The 12,173-nt window shown below is 65.7% G+C and carries 10 protein-coding genes; 6 read left to right on the forward strand and 4 right to left on the reverse strand.

Annotation, left to right across the window (positions count from 1 at the left end; genetic code table 11):
• The first annotated feature begins 299 nt into the window (after window positions 1-299).
• On the forward strand, window positions 300-1,091 hold the full coding sequence (locus tag GGQ90_RS12375; RefSeq protein WP_188082402.1) for a MipA/OmpV family protein: 792 nt from the start codon (window positions 300-302) through the stop codon (window positions 1,089-1,091).
• A 6-nt stretch (window positions 1,092-1,097) separates the two neighbouring features.
• Here GGQ90_RS12375 and GGQ90_RS12380 read toward each other — a convergent pair whose 3' ends face one another.
• Window positions 1,098-1,406 (reverse strand): RNA-binding S4 domain-containing protein, encoded by a 309-nt coding sequence (locus GGQ90_RS12380; RefSeq protein ID WP_188082506.1) that lies wholly within the window; start codon window positions 1,404-1,406, stop codon window positions 1,098-1,100.
• A gap of 19 nt (window positions 1,407-1,425) precedes the next feature.
• A complete protein-coding gene (locus GGQ90_RS12385; protein WP_188082403.1) occupies window positions 1,426-4,344 on the reverse strand; it encodes a helicase-related protein in 2,919 nt (972 codons plus the stop codon).
• A gap of 239 nt (window positions 4,345-4,583) precedes the next feature.
• Here GGQ90_RS12385 and GGQ90_RS12390 point away from each other — a divergent pair, with 239 nt between their 5' ends.
• From GGQ90_RS12390 to GGQ90_RS12400, 3 genes are all read left to right on the forward strand, one after another.
• Window positions 4,584-6,113, forward strand: a complete 1,530-nt coding sequence (locus GGQ90_RS12390; RefSeq protein ID WP_465270289.1) for a M23 family metallopeptidase — start codon at window positions 4,584-4,586, stop codon at window positions 6,111-6,113.
• A 40-nt stretch (window positions 6,114-6,153) separates the two neighbouring features.
• Window positions 6,154-6,945 carry a nucleotidyltransferase family protein gene (locus GGQ90_RS12395; RefSeq protein WP_188082405.1) on the forward strand — a complete coding sequence of 264 codons (792 nt, stop codon included), beginning with the start codon at window positions 6,154-6,156 and terminating at the stop codon, window positions 6,943-6,945.
• A 110-nt stretch (window positions 6,946-7,055) separates the two neighbouring features.
• On the forward strand, window positions 7,056-7,412 hold the full coding sequence (locus GGQ90_RS12400) for a hypothetical protein (RefSeq protein ID WP_188082406.1): 357 nt from the start codon (window positions 7,056-7,058) through the stop codon (window positions 7,410-7,412).
• A 96-nt stretch (window positions 7,413-7,508) separates the two neighbouring features.
• On the opposite strand, the gene GGQ90_RS12405 is transcribed toward GGQ90_RS12400, so the two are convergent.
• Window positions 7,509-8,855, reverse strand: coding sequence for an oligosaccharide flippase family protein (locus tag GGQ90_RS12405; protein ID WP_188082407.1), 1,347 nt, complete (start codon window positions 8,853-8,855; stop codon window positions 7,509-7,511).
• A 126-nt stretch (window positions 8,856-8,981) separates the two neighbouring features.
• Between GGQ90_RS12405 and GGQ90_RS12410 the strand changes: the two genes are divergently transcribed.
• Window positions 8,982-9,752, forward strand: a complete 771-nt coding sequence (locus GGQ90_RS12410; RefSeq protein WP_188082408.1) for a phosphocholine cytidylyltransferase family protein — start codon at window positions 8,982-8,984, stop codon at window positions 9,750-9,752.
• A 4-nt stretch (window positions 9,753-9,756) separates the two neighbouring features.
• Here GGQ90_RS12410 and GGQ90_RS12415 read toward each other — a convergent pair whose 3' ends face one another.
• Window positions 9,757-10,962, reverse strand: coding sequence for a BamA/TamA family outer membrane protein (locus tag GGQ90_RS12415; protein ID WP_343053727.1), 1,206 nt, complete (start codon window positions 10,960-10,962; stop codon window positions 9,757-9,759).
• A 179-nt stretch (window positions 10,963-11,141) separates the two neighbouring features.
• Here GGQ90_RS12415 and GGQ90_RS12420 point away from each other — a divergent pair, with 179 nt between their 5' ends.
• A complete protein-coding gene (locus GGQ90_RS12420) occupies window positions 11,142-12,170 on the forward strand; it encodes an outer membrane beta-barrel protein (protein WP_246428230.1) in 1,029 nt (342 codons plus the stop codon).
• Window positions 12,171-12,173: the final 3 nt, after the last annotated feature.

Genomic DNA, 12,173 nt, shown 5'->3' on the forward strand with positions numbered 1-12,173 from the left:
GGGCCGAAGGTCAATGAGGATAATGTTGGCCGGGCTTTAGGGGCCGTTTCCAGCTGATGCACCGTGCCTGACCCATCTCTCGCTGTTGATCGCTCCGTGCGGGCGAGGCACGCTACCGGATCTGCGCGCATCGGCTGGAAGATGGCGTGTTGCTCGAATTTGTCACGGATTGGAAATATTATCACGTCTTTACAGTAGGTTTTGTCCCACCTATCCTCCAAGCGGAGATGGCGTATGTCCCATGAGCGGCGCCCTTATGCCTGTTCTTTGGGCATTCAGCATTGACAGGAAAACAGACAATGATTTGGACGATAGCCAGATGGAGCGTCGCGCTTCTCGCCATGGGTGTGAGCGCGCAGATAGCGGCCGAGGCGCAGGATCTCAGCAGTTCGCGCCAGTCGGTGGGGCAGCCGAGCAAGGACCGGATCGTCGTCGGCCTGGGCGCGGCGGTGACGCCGGTCTATCAGGGCGCCGACGATTATCGCGTGCTGCCGTTGCCGGCGATCGATATCGTCCAGGGGCGCATCTTCGCGAATTTTCGCAATGGCGTCGGTCTCAACCTGGTCGACGACCGGGCGCTGACCATCGGGGCGGGCGTTACCCCGCTGCCGGGCTATCGGCGGCGCGACGTGCCGACGGGCGTCGATCGGCTGTCCTGGGGCGTGGGCGGGCGCATCTTCGCTAATCTGACCGGCGGCGGCGTGGTGGCGACGTTGGGCGCGACCCAGACAATCACCGGCAGCACCGGCGGCTTCGTGGCTGACGCCAGCCTGTCCTATCCGATCATCCTCAATCCCAAGGTCATCATCACCCCCTCGATCGCCACAAGTTTTGCCGACGGCAAGCATATGGACGGTTATTTCGGGGTGAATGCACGCGAAGCGGCGGCGTCCGGGCTGGATACATATCGCGGCAAGGCGGGGTTCAAGGATGTGTCGGCACTGCTCAACATCGTCTATCGGCTCGACAGCCGGTGGAGCGTGACCGGATCGGTCGGGGCGACCAGCCTGCTCGGCCGGGTCAAGGACAGCCCGCTGGTCGAGCATGCGACGCGGCCGACCGGATTTGTGGCGCTCGCCTACCGGTTCTGATTCGGCTCAGCTGCCGACCGTCAGTTCTTCAAAGCAGGCCTGCGCTTCGGGCGCAGGCCCGCGCCGGGTGGGCAACTGGACCACGCGGACCACGCGGACACCCGCGCCATGGGGGAAGGTGATCAGGTCGCCAATGCGAACCGGCGCATGGGACCGGTCGATGCGCCGGCCATTGAGCCGGATATGACCGTCCTCGGCCAGCTTCTGCGCGGTCGATCGGCTTTTCGACAGGCGCGCGAACCACAGATATTTGTCGATGCGCAGGGACGGGCCGAGGCCTGTCCCCGGCCCCTTCCCCGGCCCCTTCCCCGGCATTGTCACGGCCCCCCTGGGGTCAGCCATTGCGTCCCAGCAGGTCGGCCAGACCGGCAAAGGCATGGTTGCTGGTCGCGGCCTTGTGACTGGCGGGGGCAGTGCGCGGCGCGCGATTGTCGTCGCGGTCGCCACCCTTGCGCGGGCCGCGATCGCCGCCCTTGCCGCCACGGTTGTCGCCACGACCTTCGCCGCGATTGTCGCTCTTGCCGGCAAACTTGCCTTCGGGGCGCTGCTGCTGGTCGCGACGGGGGCCGCGCGGGCCACGATCACTCTGGGGCCGCGCCTTCTGTCGGCCCTTGAACACCCAGTTGGCGCCGGTGGCGACGACCGGGACTTCCGCCGGGATTTCGGCAGGAGCCTCTGCGTCCGCGTCGACGGGGGCTTCGGCAACGACTTCCGCCGTTGCTTCGGTCGGGGCGTCGGTCGCTTCCACGATGGGTGTGGCCTCGGCCGGTGCCTCGGCGACGGGGGCCGGGGTCGGCACCGGATCGATCGGGCGGAAGCCGGCGGCGCGCATCAGTTGCAGGAACGCCTCCTCGCTGAGGCCGAGCGACACGATCGGGGGGCTGAGCGCGCTGAACGGCTCATTCTTGGCGATCGTCTCATGCGCGGTGCGGGCCATGCGCTCGGCCATGTCGATGCGCAGCATCTGCGGGCCGAAGCTGCGGAAGCCGGCGATGCGGGCACCCATTTCCTGCGGCTTGTCGCCGGTCGGGATCAGGGTCAGGCCCGGCTGGGGCAGCGGCAGGCAGGGCTTGCCGATGCGGGCGGCCTGTAGCGCCGCGCGCCAGCGCGCCGCGCCCGGCTTCAGCAGACCGGGATGATAGAGATCGAGCACACCGATATCGATGCCGGCACGCCGCAGCAAATGGCGCTGATCCTTGTCGAGATGGCCGAGCGCCGAATCGAGGTCGAGTCGCGCGGCAACGCCGCCGGCATCGGCCAGCTGGGCAAAGACCGCGCGCACGACGGCGGGCACGGCCGGGTCGGCGGCGCTTTCCCCCATCTTGACCAGCGGCAGCAGATGCTTCTGCTTCTGCGCCTCGACCCAGGCCGTGAGGCGGGTGGAGACCTGCTTCTGCACATCCTGGCCCAGCGCAGCGAGTGCGCGGTCGAGCCGGATTTCAGGCGCGAGCAAGCTCGGCCCGGCCAGCAGGGTGGCGACAGGGGTGCTCTGCCAGGCGATGCCCGGCGTCTGTCCCGCATCGTCCATGAGCGCGAAATCCGTATCCGCAGCGCTCATCAATTCGTCAGCCTTCACTCGTAATACCTTTCCAAGGCGCCTTTCCGCCGCCGCCAGCAACAGCTTTCTGTCCTGGAGTCGCGTAGCGGGATCGACTGAGAAACGAAATCCGTCAAGTCGCCCGATCGTCTCGCCATCGACGCAGACCGTCCCATCCGGGTCGACCGTGACCGGCAGATTGCTCGCATTCTGTCCGATGTCCCTTAGCAGAACTGATGTGCGTCGGTCCACGAAACGCTGCGTCAGGGCCGCATGAAGGGCATCGGACAGTTTTTCTTCAAGGGCGCGCGTGCGCTCCGCCATCTCCACCGGATTGGCAAGCCAGTCGGGGCGATGGGCGATATAGGACCAGGTGCGGGCGGCAGCGATCCGGCCCGACAGCGTATCGATATCGCCCTGGACCGAATCGAGGCGGGCGATCTGCTGGGCAAACCAGTCCCGCGAAATATGGCCGCCAAAGCCCGATCCATTGCCGGCGATGAAGCGCCAGATTCGCGCCACGGTGCGGGCATGATGCTCCGCGCCCAGCTTCTGGAAATCGGGCAGGCCACAGGCGGCCCAGAGCCGTTCGACATCGCGCTTGGTGCGGACACGAGCCTGGACCTCGGGGTCTTCGGCCATGCGGCGCAGCACGGCCAGGTCGACCGCCTGCGGCGCGGCGCGCAGTTCCGGGCGATCGGGCCGCGCCTCCAGATCGATGATGAGATGATCGATGCTGTCGGTGCGCGGCGCGCCGTCGCGCCAGAAAAGCTGGTCGACGGACGGAAAACGATGCGCCTCGATCGCCTCGATCTCTTCCGGCGTGAAGGCGGCGTCGCCGTCTTCCGACCCCAGGCTGCCGAAGGTGCCATCCTTGTGATGGCGCCCGGCGCGGCCGGCGATCTGGGCCATTTCGGCGACCGTCAGCCGGCGCGAGCGGCGGCCATCGAACTTGCGCAGCGATGCGAAGGCGACATGGGCGACGTCGAGGTTCAGGCCCATGCCGATCGCATCGGTGGCGACCAGATAGTCGACCTCGCCGTTCAGGAACATCTGCACCTGGGCGTTGCGGGTGCGGGGCGACAGGGCGCCCATGACGACCGCTGCGCCACCACGGAAACGGCGCAGCATCTCCGCCACGGCATAGACTTCTTCGGCCGAGAAGGCGACGATCGCCGAGCGGCGGGGCAGGCGCGAAAGCTTCTTGGCGCCGGCATAGGACAGGGTGGAAAAGCGGGGGCGGCCGATGATCTCGATATCGGGGACCAGGCTCTTGACCGTGCGGGCGATGCTGGCGGAACCCAGGATCATCGTTTCTTCCCGGCCGCGGGCGCGCAGGATGCGGTCGGTGAAGATATGGCCACGCTCGGGATCGGCGCCCAGTTGCGCCTCGTCCAGCGCGACGAAGGCGAAATCGCTGAGACCGCCGGTCATCGCGGCGGCTTCCTTGCCGCCGCTGATCGGCATGGATTCGGCCGTGCAGAGGAAATAGCGCGCGCCCGGCGGCACGATCTTTTCCTCGCCGGTGATGAGCGCGACCTGCTGCGCGCCCTTGATCGCGACGACGCGGTCATAGACTTCGCGCGCCAGCAGGCGCAGCGGAAAGCCCATCATGCCGCTCGAATGGCCGCACATGCGCTCGACGGCGAGATGGGTCTTGCCGGTATTGGTGGGGCCAAGCACGGCGGTGATGGGCGAACGGGCGAACTGGGCCATGATGGGGCCTATGTCGTGCAGGATGATGGGCAGGGCAAGGACTTTGCATCACCGATCGAATGTTCCGTCGGGTAACGGGCCTCTGCCCGGCGATGGGCACGTTTCGTCGCAGCGGCGTGCGTCACGCCGGCGTCTTAAATTGACTTTAACCCTGCGCGTTCACAAGGGTGCGGTCCGACGCATGGCGCGGGGACCATGGCGTTGGCGATGCGATAAAAGCACCCCGGGGGTTGCGACTTTTGTTCCAGGATAATCAGTCGGGTTTTCAGCAGGGTGGCGCGTCCATGTCGCTATGGCTGGCGGACAGCCTGCAGCGACCGGCGCCGACGCGCGACTGGCGCACCCGCCTGCGGGACTGGGCGGAGGACGTCAATCTGGTCCCCGACCTGGGGCAGAATGTCGGCAGCCTTACCTGGTTCCGTGGCCTTGCCACCTGTTTTGGCCTGTGCGCCACCGCCCTTTATCTCTCGCCCGGTTTCCAGCCGGTGCCCGGCGCGCCCGAACCCCTGCTGGCGCCCGCCCAATATGACGAGGTGCGCAGCCAGATGATCACGCCGCTGGCGCTGGGCGCGGACAGCGGCCGGCGGATGGGGCCGACCGATGCGGTGCAGCCGCTCAAGGAAACGCCCGAGCGCCCGCAGATCGAACTCAACGCCCAGATCGGCAGCAGCGACACGCTGGCCCGTGCCCTGTCGCGTGCCGGGGTCAGCAGCGGCGATGTCGCGACCGTGACCAGCATGGTCGGCGGCGATATCGGCGCGGGGGTAAAGTCGGGCACCCGGCTCGACATCATCCTGGGCCGGCGCGCCAGCCGCACCTCGCCCCGGCCGCTGGACAAGCTCAATTTCCGCGCGCGCCTCGACCTGGCGGTCGAACTCAACCGGGTCGGCGGCGTGCTGCAGGTGACGCGCGTGCCCATTCGCGTCGACAATACGCCGCTGCGCATCCAGGGCGTGGTCGGCGACAGCATCTATCGCTCGGCCCGTGCCGCCGGCGCACCGCCCAAGGCGGTACAGGCCTTCCTGCGGGTGATCACCAAGCAGGTCGATCTGGGATCCATCGGTGCGGGCGACCGCTATGACATCATCACCGAATATCATCGGGCTGAAACCGGCGATGTCGAGGTGGGCGAGCTGCTCTATGCCGGTTTCCGCCGGGCCAGCGGCAAGGCGGTCGACATGCTGAAATGGACCAGCGACGGCCGCACCGAATGGTTCGAGGCATCGGGCGTGGGCGAAAAGCGCGGCGTACTGGGCGCGCCGGTCGACGGCGCCCGCATGACATCGGGCTTCGGCATGCGCCGCCATCCGATCCTGGGCTATACCCGCATGCATGCCGGCATCGATTTCGGCGCGCGCTATGGGTCGCCCATCTATGCCGTGACCGACGGCGTGGTCGCCTTTGCCGGCCGCCATGGCGGCCATGGCAATTATGTCCGCGTTTCCCATGGCGGGGGCCTGGCCACCGGCTATGCCCATATGAGCCGGATCGCGGCGGTGCCGGGCCAGCGGGTACGGCGCGGCCAGGTGATCGGCTATGTCGGCTCCAGCGGCCTGTCGACCGGCCCGCACCTCCATTATGAGCTGTATCGTAATGGCCAGGTGGTCAATCCATTGTCGGTGAAGTTCACCACCACGGCGCAGCTGACCGGCGGCGATCTGGCCGCCTTCCGGGCGCGACTGGCCCAGCTCAAGGGGCTGAAGGTCGGCACGCATGAGGTGGCGGCGGCCACGCCGACCGCAACCGCCCCGGTCGCCGCAGGGAAATAAGCCGCTTTGCGCCGATGCTGCGCTCGGCTAACGAGCGGGCATGACATCCCCATCTTCCGCCACCGTCACCGCCATCCTGCTGGGAGGAGCGCGGCCGATCGCCGATCCGCTCGCCACCGCCGCAGGGGTGCCGGTCAAACCGTTGGTGCCGGTCGCAGGGGAGCCGATGATCAACCGCCCGGCGCGGGCGTTGCTGGCCCATCCGGCGATCGCGCAGGTTGTCATCCTGACGCAGAATCCCGAATATTTCGCCGATGATCCGGCCACCGCCTGGCTGGCAAGCGATCCGCGCGTGCGGTTCGAGCGCGGTGGCAAGGGCATCGCTTCCTCGCTGCTGGGGGTGATGGAGAAGGCAGATCTGCCTTTCCCCCTGTTGATGACGACGGCGGATCATGTGCTGCTCGACGCGGGGATGCTGGATCAGTTCGTGGCGCAGGCGACCGGGGCCGACATTGCTGTCGCCATGGTCGAGCGGACGACGCTGCTGGCGCGTTATCCGCAGTCGCGCCGCACCTGGCTCAAGTTCCGCGATGGCTGGTGGTCCGGCGCGAACATCTTCTGGTTCGGCAGCACAAGGGCGCGGCCGGTGATCGCACTGTGGCAGGATGTCGAGCAGGATCGCAAGAAGGGGTGGAAGATCCTGTCCGCCTTCGGCCCGCTGGCGCTGGTCGGCGCGCTGCTGCGTATCCTGACTCTGCGGGGGGGGATCGCGCGGGTGGGGCGGCGGTTCGGCCTGACGGCGCGATTGGTGGCGATGGACCAGGCGGAAGCCTGCATCGATGCCGACAAGCCCGACGACATCGTCCTGATTGAATCCATCCTTGCGCGCTAAAGGATAGGGCAGGGCGTTTCCCTATCGGGTTATTCCCGATGCCGCGCGTTGTGGCCCCGTGCTAGAAACAATCGGACCCGGCAGATGGGCCTGATGAAGGGAGCACCCCAATGCGCAAGATTCTGCCCCTGGTGGCATTGTTGCCCGCCACCCTCGTCCTGATGGCACAGGCCACCCCGGAAGCGGCGCCGCCGGCGCCGACTCCGGTCACCCCGGTCAGCGGCGATTCCCGCGACGTCTCGGTTGCCGCCTGCCTGAACGAGGCCAAGGCCCAGGGCGCGAAGAAGGGCGTGATCGACGTCACCCTGCGCGAGGTGGAGGATACCGACAAGAAAAGCGATAGTCGCGGTGCCGTGCGCGCACTGGTCAATGTCGTGATCGAAAAGGACGGCAAGCAGAAGACGGTCAAGAAGACCTTCAAGTGCAGCACCCAGAATGGCGTCGTCACTGCTTTCAAATATTATTGAATTTCCCTAGCCCGGTCTCATCAGGCTGAACCGGGCGCGGCACCAGCGCGTCGTTCCTCTCCCCCCTCGATCCAGGAACGACGGGCTGGTGCCGTCTCATTCGTTCTGCATGTCCGTCATAACCGGGTCGCGCTGGCGCAGGGCATGGCGCGTGGCCAAGCCCATCATCGTGAAACCGGTGATGGACGCGATGATATTGGCGATGGCGGCCCCGATCGTACCATGCAGCGGCAATAGCAGCGCCTGCGTGCCCAACAGCATCAGGGTCGAGATGAAGGTGATCCGCAAGGATTGGGTGGTGCGGTCCGTCGCCATCAGCAATGGGCGATAGCTGACCCCGACAAGGTCGATGCAGGCCGACACGCCCAGCAGCAGCAGCAGCGGATAGGCGGGCAGGAATTCCTTGCCGGCGATCAGGCCCAGCAGCGGATGACCGATGGTCAGGATCAGCGCGATGATGATGGCGCCGGCGATCAGCGCCAGCCGGTTGGTGCGGCGGAACAGCGCGCGCAAGGCATGGACGCCATGGCTGGACTGGGTGCGCGACAGTTCGACGAAGATGCTGCGCGAGAGCAGGCTGGAAATCTTGGTCAGCGAATTGGCAAGCTGGTTGGCGAGGCGATAGAGACCCGCGCCGGTCGGACCGACAAAGGCGCCGACGATCAATACCGCGACCTGCTGGCCGATGGCGGACAGGCTGGTCTGCAAGTTGGTCGCGGTCAGGAAGCCGACGATGCCGGGATTTTCCCGGCGCGCGTCGAGGGTGCGGCCGGCACGCCAGCTACCGATCCGGTCGCCGCCGACGCGCAATGCCAGCCACCAATAGCTGATGGCACAGACCAGTTCGGCAAAGGCCCAGGCAGCCAGGAAGCCGCTGATGCTGGGGGTCGTGGCCAGCGCAACTGCGGCACCGATCATGCGCCCCACCGGGATCATGGTTTCGGCGAAGGCTGCCGAATCGAACCGGTCGAACAGGCGCAATATGCCGGTGGGGGAGGATCGGATGGTGATGAGCATCACCATGCAGAAGAGCCATGTCTGAAGACCCGTGCCTGGTCCCAGGTCCAGCGCGTTGCCGAACAGCAGGATGATGGCGGCGGCAATAAGCCCGCCCACCAGGGCGGAGGCAAGGTCGATCAGGATGCAGAAACGCAGCACGCGGTTGAGCGCGTCGCTCTTGCCCTCTGCCACGTGCGGCTGGCCATAGCGCACGACAATCTGCCAGCTGTCGAAGGAGACCAGTGCCTTGATGACGTTGGCGGCGCTCAGCACCAGCGCGAAGCGGCCGAAATCGGCGACGCCCAGCGTGCGGGTGACGATGGCAAGATAGGCCAGGCTCAGCACCGCACCCACGCCCTTGCCGCCCAGAAGCCAGCCGGTATTGGCCAGGATCCGGGCAAAGCCGTCCTGTGCGCTGCTACCCTTTGCGCGCTTCAACTTCACCGGAACAGGAGCCTTTCGCGTGACACGCCGTTTGTTGCTGGCGGGCGTCTATCTAGGGTGGTGCGGCGCTTAGCGCAAATGCGTCCTTCTCTTCCCTGCGACGTAAAATCGCTCTAAAGCGCGGGGATGACGATCAAGAAAGCCATCATCCTCTCCGCCGGCCAGGGTTCGCGCCTGCTGCCACTGACCCGCGACGTGCCCAAGTGCATGATCGACTTCAATGGCCGTACCCTCATCAGTTGGCAGATCGCCGCGCTGGTCGCCAATGGCGTGACCGACATCGTCGTCGTCACCGGCTTCCGCACCGAACGGGTCGAGGATCATGCGCTGCAACTTTATCGCGAGACCGGCGCGCGCATCCGCACCCTCTTCAATCCCTTCTTCCAGGTTGCCGACAACCTTGGCAGTTGCTGGATCGCGCGTGAGGAGATGGATCAGGACTTCATCATCCTCAACGGCGACACCATCGTGTCGGACGAGATCGTCGCGAAGCTGGTCGCGGGCGCGAAGGACGCGATCACCGTCACCGTCGATGTGAAGCCCGACGGCGACTATGACGATGACGACATGAAGGTGAACCGGGACGAGAGCGGCCGCCTGCACCATATCGGCAAGCGGCTGCTGCCGCCCGACACCAATGCCGAATCGATCGGCATGCTGGCGTTTGTCGGCGAAGGGCCGGCGATCTTCCGCAACCAGGTCGACCAGATGATGCGCACGCCCGAAGGCGTCGCCCGCTGGTATCTGCGTGCGATCGACATCATCGCCAAGGGCAACCGTGTCGGCACGGTGTCGATCGAAGGGTTGGAATGGCAGGAAGTCGACTTCCCGCAGGATGTCGAGGCCGCGAACGCCCTGACCGTAAAATGGGTGGCGCAGGGACGCTACGGGGCGTGACGGCCTAAAAAGCCTCGCCGATCCCGAAATAGAAGGCGGCGCCGTCCTTGCCCCAGGCAATGTCGGCCCGTAGATTCACATTGGCGTCCTTCGAGGCGAGATAGCGCAGGCCAAAGCCGCCGGCCGGCAGAAGCTTGGTATGTTTCCAGATGTCCTTGCCGCTGCGCGCGATGCCGCCGACGCCGCCGAAGGCGACCATGCCGATCTTGCCGAACAGATGCTGGCGCACCTCGCCCTGCAGCGCCCAACTGGCGCGGTCGCGATAGCGGCCGGTTTCATAACCGCGCAGGTCGCCATTCTGGCCATAGAGGCACAGGTCGTAATAGGGCGCGCCGTCCGACGCTTCGCACAGCGTCTTGCGCACCACCAGCACGGTCTCGCGCGCCAGCGGGAAATAGCCGTTGCCAGCAATTTGCAGCTTGTGATGGGTGAAGTCGCTGCCCAGCCAGTCGGCGCCATAGCCGAGCGCGCCGGTGGTGTAGACGCCCTTGCGCGGATCGACCGGATTGTCGCGGCTGTCGAAGGTGAAGGACGGGCCGATCATCGAAATCTGGCTGTGGCGCTCGATCGCGGGCGGCGTCAGGTTGGGATGATTGGGTAGCGGCAGCGAGGCGCGCGCGTCCATGTTCATGTAGAAAAGGCGCGCACCGAAGAAGAGGTGGCGCAGAAAGCCCCTGTGAAAAATCTGATATTGGGTGTCGGCCATCGCGGCAAAGGCCTTGTCGCGCAGCTTGATCGACAGGTTGGACGTGCCGGCATGGGCGCCGATGCCGTAGAAGCGCAGATTGGCGACGCCATAGCCGGCCCAGCCCTGAAAGCGCAGCCGATCGTCCGCCAGCGTCATATTATGTGACACGCCCACACCCCAGCTGTCGGTGCTGGTATAGCCGCCGCCAAAGCCGCTGACCCATGGACGCGAAGAACCGTTGGGATTGTAATAGAGTATCGCTGCGCCGGCGAGGCCGGTGCCCATTGCCGGATTGGACAGCGGGATGGGGGCGATCACCAGGTCCGGCTTGGTGCTTGGCGGCACAGCGGGGAGGGCCGCATCCTGGCTGGGTGTTTCAGCGCCGCCATCGCTCTGCGTTTCGCTGGCCTGCACGCTTTGGGCCTGATCCATGATCTCGCGCGAAGGGGTGTTCTGCGCAACGGCGGGGAGGGCCATGCCCAGGCACATCATCAGGCTTGGCCCGGCCAGCGCGTGTCGCACGCCATGTCTCCCTGTCATATCGGACCAGCCTAGAGGAAGGCGGGGGCCTTACCATCGGGGGAAATGGGCAGGCGCAGCGGGGAAATTACCCAGAAGCCAGGAGACGGGCTTTCCCGCATATAGTCTGCTTGGCCTGGAAGAATGGGGCGTTGTGGCCGGGGGGACAGGGGATGATGGCGATGCGAAGACTGACGCTGCTGTCCGTCACGATGCTGGCACCACTGCTTGGCGCGGTCGGTCGTGCGCAGGCCGAGGAATTACCGCCCGTTCCGATCATTACGCAGGTCGCAACCGATGATCGCGCTGTCGATGGCGTCGCTGATCCGGCCGTTCCCGTGACGGTTGCGGAACCGGCCTCCGAAGTGCGGCCCAAGCGCGAGAAATATCCGCTGCTGCCGATCGGCGGCCGCGCGGCGATCGAGCGCGGCTATCATATCCAGCGGGCGCTGGGCGCCAGCGGCATGCTGATCCACAACGTTCAGAACATGAGCAGCCGGAATCTTGCCATCGCCATCGCCAAGGGCGAGGATCCGCCCGAAGGCGGGCCGCTGCTGGAGGTGCCGTTCGTCACCACGACCCAAATGGAAAGCCATAGCAGCAACAGCGAGTTCAAGGCGGATGTCTGGCTGTTCCCCTTCCTCAACCTGTTCGCCGGGATCGGCAAGGTGAAGGGGCATGTCAATGTCGGCGTCGACATCGACCTGGATGCCTTCGTGCCTTTTCCCTTCTGTCGTCCGGCCAAGCCTTGCGGCCATACCCAGCTGCCCTTCAAGGCGGATATCGACAACAGCTCTTTCACCTTCGGCAGTATATTGGGTTATGGCAGCGACAGCTGGTTTGCAGCCCTGTCATTGGCCAAGACGATCAGCGTGGCGAAGAAAGATCGGTCCGACATGCAGATGACCAACATCGCAGCACGGGCAGGCCCGCGCTTCTCGCTGGGCGGCGACACGATCCTGACACCCTATGTGGGTGCCAATTATTTCGACATGGATGTCACTGTATCGGGACTGGTGCGCAGCGGTGCGCTGTTCGAGGACGGCGATAGTGTCGGCTTGCGCTACAAGGTCGATCTTTCGAGCCGGCATCCCTGGGCCGGGATCGCGGGCGCCAATCTGGAACTGTCCAGTCATTGGGCGATGCAGGCCGAATATAATCTCGGCCAGGAATCCAACCGCTTCGTGCTGAGCCTGACCTTCCGGCCCTGACTC

The sequence above is a fragment of the Sphingobium scionense genome (assembly GCF_014197035.1).
Classification (GTDB): Bacteria; Pseudomonadota; Alphaproteobacteria; order Sphingomonadales; family Sphingomonadaceae; genus Sphingobium; species Sphingobium scionense.

Excerpts from the sequence above, each read along its gene's own strand:
- GGQ90_RS12375 (WP_188082402.1), top strand. The coding sequence starts at position 300 with ATGATTTGGACGATAGCCAGATGGAGCGTCGCGCTTCTCGCCATGGGT.
- GGQ90_RS12380 (WP_188082506.1), bottom strand. The coding sequence starts at position 1,406 with ATGCCGGGGAAGGGGCCGGGGAAGGGGCCGGGGACAGGCCTCGGCCCG.
- GGQ90_RS12385 (WP_188082403.1), bottom strand. The coding sequence starts at position 4,344 with ATGGCCCAGTTCGCCCGTTCGCCCATCACCGCCGTGCTTGGCCCCACC.
- GGQ90_RS12395 (WP_188082405.1), top strand. The coding sequence starts at position 6,154 with ATGACATCCCCATCTTCCGCCACCGTCACCGCCATCCTGCTGGGAGGA.
- GGQ90_RS12400 (WP_188082406.1), top strand. The coding sequence starts at position 7,056 with ATGCGCAAGATTCTGCCCCTGGTGGCATTGTTGCCCGCCACCCTCGTC.
- GGQ90_RS12410 (WP_188082408.1), top strand. The coding sequence starts at position 8,982 with ATGACGATCAAGAAAGCCATCATCCTCTCCGCCGGCCAGGGTTCGCGC.
- GGQ90_RS12420 (WP_246428230.1), top strand. The coding sequence starts at position 11,142 with ATGCGAAGACTGACGCTGCTGTCCGTCACGATGCTGGCACCACTGCTT.